The sequence below is a fragment of the Bradyrhizobium sp. SMVTL-02 genome, from assembly GCF_051853005.1.
In the GTDB taxonomy this organism is placed as follows: Bacteria; Pseudomonadota; Alphaproteobacteria; order Rhizobiales; family Xanthobacteraceae; genus Bradyrhizobium.
Window position 1 is genome coordinate 2,254,076 of sequence record NZ_CP182469.1, and the last position, 14,226, is coordinate 2,268,301.

Here is a 14,226-nt window from a genome sequence, read left to right on the forward strand (position 1 = left end):
ATCCAGCTCAGCGGTGCAGCCACATGCGGATCGCAAGCAGCAATTGATCGGTGTTGACGGGTTTTGCGAGGTAGTCGGAGGCACCGGCTTCCAGGCATTTCTCGCGGTCGCCTTTCATCGCCTTGGCGGTCAATGCGATGATCGGAAGGCGGGCGAAGGCCGGGTTGTCGCGGATCACACCGATGGTCTGATAGCCATCCATCTGCGGCATCATGATGTCCATCAGCACGATGGCGATTTCCGGATTGGATTCGACCAGCGTCACGGCTTCGCTGCCGGTGGTTGCCGTCAGCACCTTCATGCCGCGCCGTTCCAGCACGCTCGACAACGCGAAGATGTTGCGGGCGTCGTCGTCGACGAGCAGGGCGGTCTTGCCGATCAGGTCCTCGTCGGAACTGTTCAGCTTCTCCAACATGCGCTGCTTCTCGGCAGGGAGTTCCGTGATCACGCGGTGCAGGAACAGCGCGGTTTCGTCGAGCAGGCGTTCCGGCGATTCCACCCCCTTGACCACGATGCTGCGTGCCATGGTGTGCAGCTCGGCATCTTCCTCCGCCGAAAGCTCGCGGCCTGTGAAGACCACCACCGGAACGTTCGAGAGGGTTTCGTCATTGCGGATCTGGTCCAGCACCTCGAAGCCGCTCATATCCGGCAGGCGGAGGTCGAGCACCACGCAATCGCATGGCGCCTCGCGCAGCATCGAGAGCGCGCCGGCGCCGGTATCGGTCGCCACGATCTCGATGTCGTCGTGGTGCAGCAGCTCGCGGATCGAGAGCTGCTCGGCTTCGTTGTCCTCGACGATCAGGAGTCGCTTGCGCCTGGGACGCGCATATTCCTTGATCTGCGTCAGCGCCGCCGCGACGCCTTCGGTCGTTGTCGGCTTGTTGACGAAGGAGAAGGCGCCGCGCGCCAGCGCATGCTGGCGGTCCTCGTCGAGGGTGATGATCTGCACCGGGATGTGGCGGGTCAGCGGATTGTGCTTGAGCTGGCTCAGCACGGTCCAGCCGAGCATGTCGGGCAGGAACACGTCGAGCGAAACCGCGCAGGGCTGGTATTGCTTGGCAAGCTCGAGTGCCTCCGCACCGCGCGCGGCGACCAGCACCTTGAAGCCCTTGTCGCGCGCGAGGTCGACCAACACCCGCGCATAATGCGGATCGTCCTCGACGATCAGGAGGATGCTGTCGCCGGGCTCGAGGTTGAGCCGGTCGTCAGGCAGCTGCTCGATCACGCGCTGCTGCTCCGGCGCGGCCGCCTGCAGCGCCGGCGGCTGGTTGTATTGCTGCGGCGACGGGGCGGCGCGCGACGCCAGCGTCGGCCCGGAATATTTCAGCGGCAGATAGAGCGTGAAGGTCGAGCCCTTGCCCGGCGCGCTGCGCAGATGGATTTCGCCGCCGAGCAGGCTCGCGAGCTCGCGGCTGATGGCAAGGCCGAGGCCGGTGCCGCCATATTTGCGGCTGGTGCCGGCGTCGGCCTGCTGGAACGCCTCGAAGATCAGCTTCTGCTTCTCCAGCGGAATGCCGATTCCCGTATCCGACACCTCGAACGCGATCACGGCCGGCGCGGAGTTCAGCACCGGGTGATCGGTTCCCCAGCCGCCGAGGGCGGCCTCGACCTTCAGGCGCACTTCACCTTCGGCGGTGAACTTGAAGGCGTTGGAGAGCAGGTTCTTCAGAACCTGCTGCAGGCGCTTGGAGTCGGTGACGATGCTGCGCGCGAGGTTCGGATCGACGTCGATCTTGAACGAGAGGCCGCGGTTCTCCGCCTCGTGCCTGAACGGCCGGCCGACGGTCTCGAGCAGGTTGGCGGTCAGGATCTCCTCGGCATCGACCGTCACCGTGCCGGACTCGATCTTGGAGAGGTCGAGAATGTCGCTGATGAGGTTGAGCAGGTCGGTGCCGGCGCCGTGGATGGTGCGGGCGAACTCGACCTGCTTGGCCGTGAGGTTGCCGTCAGGATTGTCGGTGAGCTGCTGACCGAGGATCAGGATCGAGTTCAACGGCGTGCGCAGCTCGTGGCTCATATTGGCGAGGAATTCGGACTTGTACTTCGAGGTCAGCGCGAGCTCGGTCGCCTTTTCCTCCAGCGCGCGGCGGGCCTGCTCGATCTCCTGGTTCTTGCGCTCGACCTCGACGTTTCGCTCGGCGAGCTGCTGCGCCTTCTGCTCGAGCTGGTCGTTGGTCTGCTGCAATTCGCGCTGCTGGGTCTGGAGCTCGGTGGCGAGCTGCTGCGACTGCTTGAGCAGGCCTTCGGTCTGCATCGTCGCCTCGATCGAGTTGAGCACGATGCCGATGGAGTCGGTGAGCTGCTCGAGGAAGGTCATCTGCGAGGTCGTGAAGGAGGTGAGCGAGGCGAGCTCGATCACCGCCTTGACCTGGCCTTCGAACAACACCGGCAGCACGACGAGGTTCTTCGGGGCGACGCGGAACAGCGCCGAGTTGATCGGGACCACGTCGGAAGGAATGTCTCCGACCACGCGCGGCCGCCGGTCGAGCGCGCACTGGCCGATCAAGCCTTCGCCGAATTGCACCACGCGCTGATAGGGATAGACGCCGTCGCCGGCGTAGGAGGCGAGCAGCAGGAGCTGCGGATTGTCTTCGCTCTCGACCTGATAGATCACGCCGGTATGGGCATTCACCAGCGGCGACAGCTCGGTCAGCAGCAGCCGGCCCACGGTGGCGAGGTCGCGCTGGCCCTGCAGCATGTTGGTGAATTTCGCGAGGTTGGTCTTCAGCCAGTCCTGCTCGGTGTTCACGTCCGTCGTCAGACGGAGGTTCGTGATCATCGTGTTGATGTTGTCTTTCAGTTCCGCGACTTCGCCGCGGGCATCGACCTGGATCGAGCGCGTCAGGTCGCCCTTGGTCACGGCGGTCGCCACTTCCGCGATCGCGCGGACCTGCGAGGTGAGGTTGGCTGCCAGAAGATTGACGTTGCCGGTGAGGTCCTTCCAGGTGCCGGCCGCGCCGGGCACGTCGGCCTGGCCGCCGAGGCGCCCTTCGACGCCCACCTCGCGCGCCACCGACGACACCTGATCGGCGAAGGTTGCGAGCGTCTCGGTCATGTTGTTGATGGTGTCGGCGAGCGCGGCGACCTCGCCCTTTGATTTCACCGTGAGGTTCTGCTTGAGGTCGCCGTTGGCGACCGCCGTCACCACCTTGACGATGCCGCGCACCTGCTCGGTCAGGTTTGCCGCCATGAAGTTCACGGTGTCGGTGAGATCCTTCCATGTGCCGGCCACACCAGGCACCTGGGCCTGACCGCCGAGTTCGCCCTCGGTGCCGACCTCGCGCGCCACGCGGGTGACTTCGCCGGCGAAGGCGTTGAGCTGATCCACCATGGTGTTGATGGTGTTCTTCAGCTCGAGGATCTCGCCCTTCACGTCCACGGTGATCTTGCGCGACAGGTCGCCGCGCGCCACGGCGGTGGTCACTTCGGCGATGTTGCGGACCTGCGTGGTGAGGTTCGCAGCGAGCAGGTTGACGTTGTCGGTGAGGTCCTTCCAGGTGCCGCCGACGCCCGGCACGACGGCCTGGCCGCCGAGCCGGCCCTCGGTGCCGACCTCGCGCGCGACGCGCGTCACTTCGGCGGCGAAGGAGCGCAGCTGCTCGACCATGGTGTTCAGCGTATCCTTCAGCAGCAGGATCTCGCCGCGCACGTCCACCGTGATCTTCTTCGACAGGTCGCCGCCGGCGATCGCAGTTGCGACCTCGGCGATGTTGCGGACCTGCGCCGTCAGGTTCGACGCCATGAAGTTGACGTTGTCGGTGAGGTCCTTCCAGGTGCCGGCGACGCCGGGCACCTCGGCCTGGCCGCCGAGCTTGCCTTCGGTGCCGACCTCGCGCGCGACGCGGGTGACTTCGCCGGCGAAACCGTTGAGCTGGTCCACCATGGTGTTGATGGTGTTCTTCAGCTCGAGGATTTCGCCCTTCACGTCCACGGTGATCTTGCGGGACAAGTCGCCGCGCGCCACGGCGGTGGTCACTTCGGCGATGTTGCGGACCTGCGCGGTGAGGTTGCCTGCCATCGAGTTCACGCTGTCGGTGAGGTCCTTCCAGGTGCCGGCGACGCCGGGCACGTTGGCCTGACCGCCGAGGCGGCCTTCGGTGCCGACCTCGCGCGCCACGCGCGTCACCTCGCCCGCGAAGCGGTTGAGCTGGTCGACCATCGTGTTCAGCGTGTCCTTGAGCTGAAGGATCTCGCCACGCACGTCCACCGTGATCTTGCGCGACAGGTCGCCGCCGGCGATGGCGGTGGCGACCTCGGCGATGTTGCGGACCTGGGCGGTGAGGTTGCCCGCCATCGAGTTGACGTTGTCGGTGAGGTCCTTCCAGGTGCCGGCGACGCCCGTCACCTGCGCCTGGCCGCCGAGCTTGCCTTCGGTGCCGACCTCGCGCGCGACGCGCGTGACTTCGCCGGCGAAGGCATTGAGCTGATCGACCATGGTGTTGAGCGTCTCCTTCAGCTGAAGGATCTCGCCCGACACGTTCACGGTGATCTTCTTCGACAGGTCGCCCTTGGCGACGGCGGTGGCGACCTCGGCGATGTTACGGACCTGGCCGGTCAGGTTCGACGCCATCGAGTTGACCGAGTCCGTCAGGTCCTTCCAGGTGCCGGCGACGCCGCGCACCTGCGCCTGGCCGCCGAGCTTGCCTTCGGTGCCGACCTCGCGCGCCACGCGCGTGACCTCGCCGGCGAATGCGTTGAGCTGGTCCACCATGGTGTTGATGGTGTCCTTCAGCTCCAGGATCTCGCCGCGCACGTCCACGGTGATCTTCTTGGACAAGTCGCCGCCGGCGACCGCCGTCGTCACCTCGGCGATGTTGCGAACCTGTGCGGTCAGGTTCGACGCCATCGAGTTGACGCTCTCGGTGAGGTCCTTCCAGGTGCCGGCGACGCCGAGCACGTTGGCCTGGCCGCCGAGCCGCCCTTCGGTGCCGACCTCGCGCGCGACGCGCGTGACTTCGCCAGCGAAGGCATTGAGCTGGTCGACCATGGTGTTCAGCGTTTCCTTCAGCTGAAGGATCTCGCCCGAGACGTTCACGGTGATCTTCTTCGACAAGTCCCCGCCGGCGATGGCGGTCGCGACGTCGGCGATGTTGCGGACCTGCGCGGTGAGGTTCGAGGCCATGAAGTTGACGTTGTCGGTGAGGTCCTTCCAGGTGCCGGCGACGCCGGGCACCTGGGCCTGGCCGCCGAGCTTGCCTTCGGTGCCGACCTCGCGCGCGACACGCGTCACTTCCGAGGCGAAGGAGTTGAGCTGGTCCACCATGGTGTTGATGGTGTCCTTCAGCTCCAGGATTTCGCCCCGCACGTCCACTGTGATCTTGCGCGACAGGTCACCGCGCGCCACGGCCGTGGTCACGTTGGCGATGTTGCGGACCTGCGCGGTGAGGTTGCCGCACATCGCGTTCACGGAGTCGGTCAGGTCCTTCCAGGTGCCGGCGACGCCGGGCACGATCGCCTGTCCGCCGAGCTTGCCGTCGGTCCCGACCTCGCGCGCGACGCGCGTGACTTCCGAGGCGAAGGAGCGGAGCTGATCCACCATCGTATTGATGGCTTCCTTGAGCTGAAGGATCTCGCCGCGGACGTCGACGGTGATCTTCTTCGACAAGTCGCCGTTGGCCACCGCGATCGTCACCTCGGCGATGTTGCGAACCTGGTTGGTCAGGTTGTTCGCCATCGAGTTGACGCTCTCGGTCAGATCCTTCCAGACGCCGGTCACCTCCGGCACCTGGGCCTGGCCGCCGAGCTTACCCTCGGTGCCGACTTCGCGCGCCACGCGCGTCACCTCGGAGGTGAACACGCCGAGCTGCTTGATCATGGTGTTGACGATGTTCGCCGACTGCAGGAACTCGCCGCGGAGCGGACGGCCGTCAACGTCGAGCTTGACGGTCTGCAGCAGGTCGCCTTGCGCCACCGCCGCGACCGCCCGCGTCACCTCGCGAGTCGGCCACAGCAGGTCGTCGATCAGCGTGTTGACCGAGCCTTCCATGTCCGCCCAGGAGCCCGAGGCGAGGCCGAACTTCACGCGCTGCCGGGTCTTGCCCTCACGCCCCACCACTTGGCCGACCAGCTCGAGCTGCTGCGCCATGCGCTGGTTGGCGGCGATGATTTCGTTAAAAGTGTCGGCAATCTTGCCGTCGATGCCGAGATAGTCGCCGCTCATGCGTACCGAGAAATCGCCGCTGCGCATGGCTTGTAAGGCCAGTAGCAATTCCGCCCGGGAATCCGGCTCCGACATACCGTTGTTTTTTGGCTTTGGGACACGACGACCGGAGCGTGATGCAGTTCCGGGATCGAGGTCGCTCATACTTGATTCCCCCGCGGGCGTCGGCCGGACCTGCGGCAAGACGCAATTGATCAAACTAGAGCGTCAGCCAAATTCGAAATCAAGCGCCAAGGTCGCGGCACCCGGAAATGGAACCTGCTCTGCTCAGCCCGGTGCAAATAACGGCGAAAACCGCAAATGGTTCCAGAGGGTTTCACAAGTTTCTCGGCTCCCGCCCTCGACATTCTCGATGCTCCCGGACGCGCGGCTCAGGAACGGGCAATGGCCCCCGAGGTTGAGCCAGCAGACACAGGGAGAGTGCACATGAGAGCCGGGTTCGCCGTCTTGATCGTTACAACATTTGCTGCGGGATCGGCGCTGGCGCAGGCGGGCGCGCCCAGCGGGCGCGGAGCGGTCACCGGCGATCCCGCTGCGAGCTCCGCCGCCCCGCACGGGGATGCGCAGACCACGGGAAGCGCGGCCAGATCCAACCCCAGCGGAAGCGGCACGTCGACCTCGGGGGGCAAGGACGATAACGGGGATGCGGGCCGGGACAAGATGCCGGAGAGCGACCGCACGGTGCGACCGGAGAGCCAGCAGCATCATCCGAACGACGAGTAGGACGGCTATTTATTGGCCATGGTGCGCTCGGCATCCTTGACCTGCGAGCGCAGCGTCCGCAGCTGTTCGCGCGCGAACGCTGCAAGCGCGACATTGTCGGGTGTCCGGAGATAGCGTTCGAGCAGGGCGATGGTCGCCTCATATTCGGGGATCTGAGCGGCATAGAAAGTCCGGACGTAAGTCGGTCCGTCCGAACTGTCGGGCTCGGCGAGGCGAGCGCTCGCCCGCTTGCCGAAGCGGGGCTCGGCGCCGATCGCCTCCTGAATTTCCTTGAGGGTCTTGTCCCGTTTCGCAGCTTCTTCGGCGCGCAAGGCGGCAAGGTTCTTCACCTCCGCATTGCCGTTCAGCTCGGTGCTCTCCAGGAGGGCGTGCTGAAAGCGGCTGAACGCGTAGAGGCCGCTGATGACGTCGATGGCCGCCGGCGCGCGGTTATCAGGCCTTTGCTCGCCGGTGCTGTCGGCCAAGGCTGAGCTGCCGATGAACACCAGGATGATGGCAACAAGAACTCGCATCCATGGCAATGCCCGCGTACGGTGCGAAGTTCCGCAAACGTTACGATCCGGCAAAGGACGGTTGCGATGGAGGAGTTCCGTCCCCACGTCTTGGCCATGAAACAGTCTGACGTATTCAGGGATAACGCGGAGAACTGCCTGCAGCTCGCCGAGCGCGCGGAAGGGCAACCCGCCTACAGGCGCTATTCGCGCATGGCGGATGCCTGGACGGCGCTCGCAAGGGAGCAGGATTGGCTCGATGGCGAAATCCCGCCCGTGACCGTCCGCATCCCCCAAAACAAGGGGGCATAGACGGCTGTCGTCTTCGTCAGTCCGCGTGTGAGATGAAGCACGGACCGCAAGCGAGCAATGCAGGATCATGCGGGAGCAATCGATCGCGTGGATTTTGATCCCAGAAGGAGTTTTTGCAATGGCTCCACGTCTCGCCCTTCTTTCACTCATTCTAGCCTTTGGCGTCTCGGTCGCGTTCGCGACGGTGACGACGGTGCGGCAGGTGCAGCTCGGGAAGGCGTCTGCTGCGGTTCATGCCGCGCATAGCTAGCGCCGTCGCTTGCGCCCGGAACATTCGGCGCTGACCTGCGTAGCCGCTTCGATACATCGAGATAGAAGCGGGAGAATATCATGGCCCATTCCGACCACGGCATCGTCAAGGACCAGCGCGCGGAGGAGCAGCCGCGCGACAAGCAGCGCGCCCAGGCCGTGCACAAGACGGACCCGAAGGGCTCGCCGTCGCGCGAGGCGACGCGCGATCCTGAGCTTACCGACAAGAACAAGACGCCAGGCTCCGGCGTGATGCCGGATGATTCCGGCGACGCGCCGACCGGCTAGGGGTGATCCGCTAAAGGTTCTCGCAAGGAACGAATCCGCGCGCGAAGAGTCGACGGATTGCTTCCGGTAGGCATGCCCCCGGTGCGCCGGAAGCAATCTCCAAGGACGGCCCTGGCACCCACCGTGCCGGGGCCGTTTTGGCGTGCGAGGCTTGATCAGTCCTCTTTGCTGCCTTCGGGGTCGCTTTGAGTGTGACCGTCCGGCCCGCGGCCGAACACGCCGAAGCTGCTCGACTTCACGCCTGCAGCGGCATCGACGCCCGCTGCCGCCAGCCCAAACTTGAGCAGTTCCCGGACTGCCGCAGCGCGGGTCGGCATGCGGTGCTTGAACCGGAAATCATCAACCGCGGCCAGCTCGTCGGGTGAGAGCATGACCTGGAGGCGCTCGGCGCGAAGGTCATTCATGGTCGATCACGCAAAATGAGTAATTTGAGCAGTCTACTCAACAAACGAACTTAGCGGGAGTTCCACAAGAGTCGACGAACCTGCCAATTGAGTAAAAAGATATAGCAAAATCAATAAGTTAATGTTGAAACGAGTCGGGTACTGGCGCATTCTACTTCAAAGGGAGATCGGCCATGACGGATGAGGTCAGGTTACCCCGCAAGCTTTCCGACGAGCCAGAAGCAGCAAAGCCGGTGCGGCCAAGCCACCAGAAGGTCATCGATCAAGTTGAGCGCTGGGCGAACAGCCCGGGCCTGCAACCGCCGAGGACGGACGATGCGAAGACGGTCTGAACCCCACACGTTCGAACAGCGTCTCGACGCGCAGAGGCTGCGGCTCGAGCACGAGCTTGCAAGTCTGCCGGTGGGCGTTCAGCGGGATTCCGTTGCCGCGCGTATCGAACAGCTTCATGCTGCCGCGGAGATGTTCGAATTCCTCAAGCTACGAGACGCTTCGACGCCGCGCTAATCCCGACCTGGATTCGGACGGCACGCGATGCGAGACGATACGAAGTTTCCGTCTCATCCACCACGCCGACATCGATACCACGGCCCAGGCGAGGATGGCGCCGATGAAGGCGACTACGCTGCTCTGTGGGACCGTGACGTAGAAGACGGCGGCGAACGCAGCAAGACCGATGCTCCCCAGGCCGGCGCCGGCTGCGTCGAGCGCTGCGGCCTCCTGCCCGCGCCGGCGTCCGTCGAGACCTGCCTTCTCCTTGGCCCGCCGCTCATGACTTTCGATCAGCGTTGCACTGGCGCAGAAGATCGCGGGAAGGGCAAGGAAGAGCCCGCCTATCGAGGTGCCGAAGCTCGCACCCATGATGCCCGCCAGCACCGTCGCCAGTCCGCCAAGCACGAAGCGAATAGCGTATTCGTACCAGCGCGTTTGCTTCAGCGCCGATGGGGACAGCTTGACCAGCATCAGGCGGCACCTCCGAAGCTCGCGAGCAGGCCGAAGGCGACGCCCAGCCATACCGCGAAGGCGAGAATGGTGGCGGGCAGCGCGGCAAGACGAAACCGCATCAGCAGATGGCACACGGCGACGCCGTAGCAGGCAAGCGCGATCGCGCCATAGATCATGGTCCAGCTTTCGGCCGCGGCGTAAGCTCTGCCATGCTGCACGATCGCGATTGCGAGCGTGGCGAGCGCGACCGACGGGGCGGCGCCGAGCAGGCCGGCAAAACTCTTTGGCCGCAGCATGTCGCCAAGGATCGCAAAAGCTGAAACGATCACCCCGCCGGCGATGAAGCGCACGATGTATTCGGTCATGACTGCACCCGCTTGTGGTGCCGGCGCCGTGTCAATGTGAGCGGCCTGAGGAGTCGTTCGACGACAATGCCGAGGGAGAACCCCGCCAGCACGTCACTCGGCCAATGCGCCAGCAGCACAACGCGCGTCAGCGAAAGCGCGACCGCGATGACGCGTATCGCGCGGCGCGGCCTTGTCGGCAAGAGACCCGCTGCCGAGGCGAGGGCACCCATGTGCATGGCGTGGCCGGAGGGAAAGGCATCCCGCGCTCGCCCCGAGATGGGAACGCCATGTCCATGACCGCGAATGGTCGTGCGATCGGGTCTTGTCTGGTCGAACACGGACTTCAGCGCGTGCGGCAGCATCGCCGTCGCCAGGGTTACTGCCAGAATATGATTGGCGGCGGGGCGTGTTTCCGGGCGTCGCAATTGCGCGTACAGCCACCCTGCAACGGCAAGCGCCAGAAGCACGTGCTCGTCGGCCGCCCAGGTCAGCGTCTGTGCTGTCTGCTCCAGCCCTGAATTGGTGTGGTCGGCGATCTCATTCGCGATCGCCGTGTCGATCCGAGTGGGTTTGACTGTTACGAGTGCCATCGGTCCGCAGTTGCTGAAATGTCCTCCATGACTCTTTTGTAAAGCCTGTGTGACGGTGATGGTTCCTGCGGCTTAGGGCCGAGAGGGCGCCGGCAGAGCCGGCGCTCTAGAGTATTACTTCGACTGGCCGACGCTCGGCGCCTTGTCGAGCTCTTTCGCCATCTGGAGATGGTGCTTGAGCGCGGGCAGCGTCTTGCCGGCCCAGTCCTTCAGCTCGGCATTATCGCCGCCTTTGGCGTACCGCTCGAACAGCGAAACTGCGTCCTCGTGCGCACTGACCTGGTAGGAGTTGTAATCGGAGCTGAAGTCCTTTCCGGTCGCGCCCTTGAGCTTGTCGAGCTTGCTCTGGTGCGAGCTGTCGAGCGCCGTCGGCAGCGTTGCCTGGACCTTGCCGTTGCCGACGAGACCCTTCAGTTCGCCGCTGGTCTTGGTGTGGTCGGTCACCATCTGCTGTGCGAAGGATTTCTCCTTTGCGTTGCCCTTCTGCTCTGCGAGCTTGCTCGACTCGATCTCGAACATGTCGCTGATGGCGACTTCCTTGACGAAGTCGGCAGTCGCAGGCGCGACGCCGAGCGCCGAATTGACGCCGGTCTTTTCGCCGACCGACTGGGCGAGCGCGGGACCTGCGAGAAGCACGCAGGCGAGGGCGATGACGGTTCGTTTCATGGTTCGGTCCTCTGAATTGGCGGCGCGGCCGCTGGCCGCGCGACTTGCGATCAACCCGGGATCGGGACCGGGGTTCCTAATCGGTCGGATTGCGGCCGGTGCGCGGGTTGATCGGATCGGTCGCCCTGCGCCGCAGCCTTTCCGGCAGGAACGGCTCGCCTGGCGAGGCCGACGGCTCGGCGCGCACGTCCGCATGGCGCTGCGCGCGCTCGTGCGGCGTCTTGTTGTCGTTGAAGTGCTGCTTCACGTCGACGCCGTCGACGGGATCGTTGACGCCGTTCTGGATGTCGCGAAAGTCGCTCATGGCTCACTCCTTTCCAGGCAGGATCGTCTCGAGCACCTGCCGTGCTGCACCTTTGATGACGCCGCTCCCGTTCGGATCGCCTTTCATCAGCGCCAGCGAGAAGTTCTTGGCCTGCTGCAACGTGATGTGCGGCGGTAGCGGCGGCACCTCGGGGTCGGTTTTCACCTCCAGAACCACGGGCATCTCGCTCGCCAGCGCCTGCGCCCAGGCAGAGCCCAGGACCTGCGGACTGTCGACATAGATGCCGCGCAGCCCAACCAGCTCGGCAAAGCGCGCGTAGGACACATTCGGAATCTGCTGCGAGGCCTCGAACTTGGGATCGCCGTTGATGATGCGCTGCTCCCACGTGACCTGGTTGAGGTCTTCGTTGTTGAAGACGCAGACGACGAAACGGGGATCGCGCCAGGAACGCCAGTATTTGGCAGCGGTGATCAGCTCGGCCATGTTGTTCATCTGCATCGCGCCGTCGCCGACGAGCGCGATCACGGGACGATCAGGATGGGCATATTTCGCGGCGAGCGCATAAGGCACCGCCGCGCCCATCGAGGCGAGGCCGCCGGACAGCGAGGCCGTCATGCCGCGCCGTATCTTCAGATCGCGCGCGAACCAGTTGGCGCAGGAGCCGGAATCGCTGGTAATGATGGCGCGGTCGGGCAGGCGCGGGGACAACTCCCAGGCGACGAGCTGCGGATTGACCGGGGTGGCCGGCTGATGCGCGCGATCATCCAGGGTTTTCCACCATCTGGCGACATCGTCCTCGATACCCTTGCGCCAGGCACCATCGGTCTTCGGCTTGAGCCGCGGCAACAGCGCGCGAAGTGTCTCGGCAGCATCGCCGACAAGGCCGACTTCCATGGGAAAGCGGATCGACATCATGCTGGCGTCGATGTCGATCTGCACGCCGCGGCAGCTGCCTTCCTTCGGCAGGAATTCGGCATAGGGAAAAGCGGAGCCGACCAGCAGCAGCGTGTCGCAGTCCGTCATCATGTTGTAGCTGGGCTCGGTGCCGAGCAGGCCGATCGAGCCGGTGACCCAGGGCAGGTCATCGGGCAACGCGGCCTTGCCGAGCAGGGCCTTGGCGCAGCCTGCCGACAGCCGGTCGGCAACCGCGATCACCTCGTCGGTGGCGTGAAGCGCGCCGGCGCCGATGAGCATTGCAACCTTCTTGCCGGCGTTGAGCACCTCCGCGGCACGGTCGAGCTCGGCCTCGCGGGGCGTGACACGCGGCGCACTGTAGCCGATGCCGGAATGCAGCGTGCCATGGGCGCGGGGCGGACTTTCGTATGGTTCTTCCTGGAGATCGTTGGGCAGGATGAGCGCGGTCGGGGTCCGCCGGGCGAGTGCAATCCGCACGGATCGATCAACCAGATGGCGCACCTGTGCAGGCGAAGATGCCTGCATGACGTAGGCGCCGGCGACACCCTTGAACATGGAAACCAGGTCGAGTTCCTGCTGGTAGCTCCCGCCGAGCGCGTTGCGGGCCTGCTGGCCGACGATCGCGAGCACCGGCTGGTGATCGAGCAGCGCATCGTAGAGCCCGGTGATGAGGTGCGAGGCGCCGGGCCCCGAGGTTGCGATGCATACGCCGAGCTCGCCCGAGAATTTCGCGTATGCGGTTGCCATGAACGCCGCCATTTCTTCGTGCCGCGCCTGCACGAAGCCGATCCTGCCCTCCGCGCGGTTCATCGCGCCGAAGACGCCGTTGATGCCGTCGCCGGGATAACCAAAGATATGGCGCACGCCCCATTGATGCAGGCGCTGGACGATGAAGTCGGAAACGGTCTGGGACATCCGCATGGCCCTCTGTGAAGCTCAAAGAACCGCTCGTTCCCTGCGATGTTCCTGACCTGCCGGAGGAACCCGAGCCGGAACGATCGCACGGCTGTCCGGTTGGTCCACACATTGGCTGAGTGGAGAATTGCAATGTTGAATCAAGGCGAGCTGGACCGCAGCGAGATGGGCCGGTTGATCGGCAGCGACAAGGTCGAGGGAACATCGGTATACGGTGCCGATCGCAACAAGATCGGCTCGATCGAGCGTGTCATGATCGACAAGATCAGCGGCAAGGTTTCGTACGCCGTGCTTGGGTTCGGCGGGTTTCTCGGCCTCGGCAACGACCACTACCCCTTGCCCTGGCAGTCGCTGAAATACGACACGGAGCTCGGCGGATATGTCACCGGCATCACGGCCAAGCAGCTGGAAGGCGCACCGAAATACGGGGCGAAAAGCGATTGGAACTGGAGTGATGAATCCGCGGTTCGCGGCATCAACTCGTACTACGGTGTTCCATTCGCTTGACGAGCAATTGGCGGCGAGAGCGGCAATAAAGGCGAGCGCGGCACGGTGAGTGCCGCGCTTTCACAGGCAGTCGCCTGGGTCGGCAGGACCTTGCAGCAGCAGGTCGGCTTCCTCCCCTATATCGATGTGTTCTGGACGCGCGCGATCGTCGCGGTACTGATGATTCTGCGCCCGATCGACCTGAGGGCCCGGCGCGGGGGCATTGAGACAAGACCGTTGCCACTCAAGCGGGCGGAGCGATCAGACTGTCCCTGCGGACGGACTCTGGATGCTTCGTTGCAAGGGCTCCTCGCAATGACGGTGGAGAGAGGCCCGCTCGCCTCACTCACCCGACCGCTACCCTCCGTCCCGGACCTGCATGCACGTGCATGCCTGGACCTTCGAGATGGAGATCAGTCCGTTCGGAGAGAAATGGTGACCGCTTCGCAAAACTGCGGTTAGACTGATCC

Annotated in this window: 15 protein-coding genes; 6 read left to right on the plus strand and 9 right to left on the minus strand. The window is 64.6% G+C overall.

The annotated features are described in order from the left end of the window. Positions 1-7: 7 nt before the first annotated feature. Positions 8-6,304, minus strand: a complete 6,297-nt coding sequence (locus ACNJYB_RS10490; RefSeq protein WP_439373879.1) for a HAMP domain-containing protein — start codon at positions 6,302-6,304, stop codon at positions 8-10. A 282-nt stretch (positions 6,305-6,586) separates the two neighbouring features. Between ACNJYB_RS10490 and ACNJYB_RS10495 the strand changes: the two genes are divergently transcribed. Next, positions 6,587-6,883 carry a hypothetical protein gene (locus ACNJYB_RS10495; RefSeq protein ID WP_439373880.1) on the plus strand — a complete coding sequence of 99 codons (297 nt, stop codon included), beginning with the start codon at positions 6,587-6,589 and terminating at the stop codon, positions 6,881-6,883. A gap of 5 nt (positions 6,884-6,888) precedes the next feature. On the opposite strand, the gene ACNJYB_RS10500 is transcribed toward ACNJYB_RS10495, so the two are convergent. Beyond that, a complete protein-coding gene (locus tag ACNJYB_RS10500; protein WP_439373881.1) occupies positions 6,889-7,395 on the minus strand; it encodes a DUF4142 domain-containing protein in 507 nt (168 codons plus the stop codon). Positions 7,396-7,491: 96 nt separating this feature from the next. Here ACNJYB_RS10500 and ACNJYB_RS10505 point away from each other — a divergent pair, with 96 nt between their 5' ends. The 3 genes from ACNJYB_RS10505 to ACNJYB_RS10515 all read left to right on the plus strand — a co-directional run bounded on the left by ACNJYB_RS10505 (position 7,492) and on the right by ACNJYB_RS10515 (position 8,223). Continuing rightward, complete coding sequence (locus ACNJYB_RS10505; protein WP_439375524.1) at positions 7,492-7,686, plus strand: hypothetical protein; 195 nt, start codon at positions 7,492-7,494, stop codon at positions 7,684-7,686. A gap of 118 nt (positions 7,687-7,804) precedes the next feature. Next, positions 7,805-7,936, plus strand: a complete 132-nt coding sequence (locus ACNJYB_RS10510; RefSeq protein ID WP_439373882.1) for a hypothetical protein — start codon at positions 7,805-7,807, stop codon at positions 7,934-7,936. An 80-nt stretch (positions 7,937-8,016) separates the two neighbouring features. After that, positions 8,017-8,223: a hypothetical protein gene (locus tag ACNJYB_RS10515; protein ID WP_439373883.1), complete on the plus strand. Its 207-nt coding sequence runs from the start codon at positions 8,017-8,019 to the stop codon at positions 8,221-8,223. 155 nt (positions 8,224-8,378) lie between these two features. On the opposite strand, the gene ACNJYB_RS10520 is transcribed toward ACNJYB_RS10515, so the two are convergent. Next, positions 8,379-8,627, minus strand: a complete 249-nt coding sequence (locus ACNJYB_RS10520) for a hypothetical protein (protein WP_439373884.1) — start codon at positions 8,625-8,627, stop codon at positions 8,379-8,381. Between the two features lie 173 nt (positions 8,628-8,800). Here ACNJYB_RS10520 and ACNJYB_RS10525 point away from each other — a divergent pair, with 173 nt between their 5' ends. Then, positions 8,801-8,959 carry a hypothetical protein gene (locus ACNJYB_RS10525; protein WP_439373885.1) on the plus strand — a complete coding sequence of 53 codons (159 nt, stop codon included), beginning with the start codon at positions 8,801-8,803 and terminating at the stop codon, positions 8,957-8,959. A 148-nt stretch (positions 8,960-9,107) separates the two neighbouring features. Here the strand turns inward: ACNJYB_RS10525 and ACNJYB_RS10530 are convergent, their stop codons facing one another. From ACNJYB_RS10530 to ACNJYB_RS10555, 6 genes are all read right to left on the minus strand, one after another. After that, positions 9,108-9,590 carry a DUF3147 family protein gene (locus tag ACNJYB_RS10530; RefSeq protein ID WP_439373886.1) on the minus strand — a complete coding sequence of 161 codons (483 nt, stop codon included), beginning with the start codon at positions 9,588-9,590 and terminating at the stop codon, positions 9,108-9,110. After that, positions 9,590-9,937, minus strand: coding sequence for a DUF3147 family protein (locus ACNJYB_RS10535; RefSeq protein ID WP_439373887.1), 348 nt, complete (start codon positions 9,935-9,937; stop codon positions 9,590-9,592). The genes ACNJYB_RS10530 and ACNJYB_RS10535 overlap by 1 nt, the downstream gene beginning before the upstream one ends. After that, entirely contained in the window at positions 9,934-10,509 is a 576-nt protein-coding gene (locus ACNJYB_RS10540) for a phosphatase PAP2 family protein (RefSeq protein ID WP_439373888.1), read from the minus strand. Before ACNJYB_RS10540 ends, ACNJYB_RS10535 begins: the two co-directional genes overlap by 4 nt. Before the next feature lie 114 nt (positions 10,510-10,623). Beyond that, positions 10,624-11,175: a DUF4142 domain-containing protein gene (locus tag ACNJYB_RS10545; protein WP_439373889.1), complete on the minus strand. Its 552-nt coding sequence runs from the start codon at positions 11,173-11,175 to the stop codon at positions 10,624-10,626. A gap of 76 nt (positions 11,176-11,251) precedes the next feature. Continuing rightward, complete coding sequence (locus ACNJYB_RS10550) at positions 11,252-11,479, minus strand: hypothetical protein (RefSeq protein WP_439373890.1); 228 nt, start codon at positions 11,477-11,479, stop codon at positions 11,252-11,254. Positions 11,480-11,482: 3 nt separating this feature from the next. Beyond that, positions 11,483-13,270 carry a thiamine pyrophosphate-requiring protein gene (locus ACNJYB_RS10555; protein ID WP_439373891.1) on the minus strand — a complete coding sequence of 596 codons (1,788 nt, stop codon included), beginning with the start codon at positions 13,268-13,270 and terminating at the stop codon, positions 11,483-11,485. 132 nt (positions 13,271-13,402) lie between these two features. Between ACNJYB_RS10555 and ACNJYB_RS10560 the strand changes: the two genes are divergently transcribed. Beyond that, positions 13,403-13,777 (plus strand): PRC-barrel domain-containing protein, encoded by a 375-nt coding sequence (locus tag ACNJYB_RS10560; RefSeq protein ID WP_439373892.1) that lies wholly within the window; start codon positions 13,403-13,405, stop codon positions 13,775-13,777. Positions 13,778-14,226: the final 449 nt, after the last annotated feature.

Coding starts and splice junctions, on each gene's coding strand:
- ACNJYB_RS10490 (WP_439373879.1), bottom strand. CDS start 6,304: ATGAGCGACCTCGATCCCGGAACTGCATCACGCTCCGGTCGTCGTGTC.
- ACNJYB_RS10495 (WP_439373880.1), top strand. CDS start 6,587: ATGAGAGCCGGGTTCGCCGTCTTGATCGTTACAACATTTGCTGCGGGA.
- ACNJYB_RS10500 (WP_439373881.1), bottom strand. CDS start 7,395: ATGCGAGTTCTTGTTGCCATCATCCTGGTGTTCATCGGCAGCTCAGCC.
- ACNJYB_RS10505 (WP_439375524.1), top strand. CDS start 7,492: ATGAAACAGTCTGACGTATTCAGGGATAACGCGGAGAACTGCCTGCAG.
- ACNJYB_RS10510 (WP_439373882.1), top strand. CDS start 7,805: ATGGCTCCACGTCTCGCCCTTCTTTCACTCATTCTAGCCTTTGGCGTC.
- ACNJYB_RS10515 (WP_439373883.1), top strand. CDS start 8,017: ATGGCCCATTCCGACCACGGCATCGTCAAGGACCAGCGCGCGGAGGAG.
- ACNJYB_RS10520 (WP_439373884.1), bottom strand. CDS start 8,627: ATGAATGACCTTCGCGCCGAGCGCCTCCAGGTCATGCTCTCACCCGAC.
- ACNJYB_RS10525 (WP_439373885.1), top strand. CDS start 8,801: ATGACGGATGAGGTCAGGTTACCCCGCAAGCTTTCCGACGAGCCAGAA.
- ACNJYB_RS10530 (WP_439373886.1), bottom strand. CDS start 9,590: ATGCTGGTCAAGCTGTCCCCATCGGCGCTGAAGCAAACGCGCTGGTAC.
- ACNJYB_RS10535 (WP_439373887.1), bottom strand. CDS start 9,937: ATGACCGAATACATCGTGCGCTTCATCGCCGGCGGGGTGATCGTTTCA.
- ACNJYB_RS10540 (WP_439373888.1), bottom strand. CDS start 10,509: ATGGCACTCGTAACAGTCAAACCCACTCGGATCGACACGGCGATCGCG.
- ACNJYB_RS10545 (WP_439373889.1), bottom strand. CDS start 11,175: ATGAAACGAACCGTCATCGCCCTCGCCTGCGTGCTTCTCGCAGGTCCC.
- ACNJYB_RS10550 (WP_439373890.1), bottom strand. CDS start 11,479: ATGAGCGACTTTCGCGACATCCAGAACGGCGTCAACGATCCCGTCGAC.
- ACNJYB_RS10555 (WP_439373891.1), bottom strand. CDS start 13,270: ATGTCCCAGACCGTTTCCGACTTCATCGTCCAGCGCCTGCATCAATGG.
- ACNJYB_RS10560 (WP_439373892.1), top strand. CDS start 13,403: ATGTTGAATCAAGGCGAGCTGGACCGCAGCGAGATGGGCCGGTTGATC.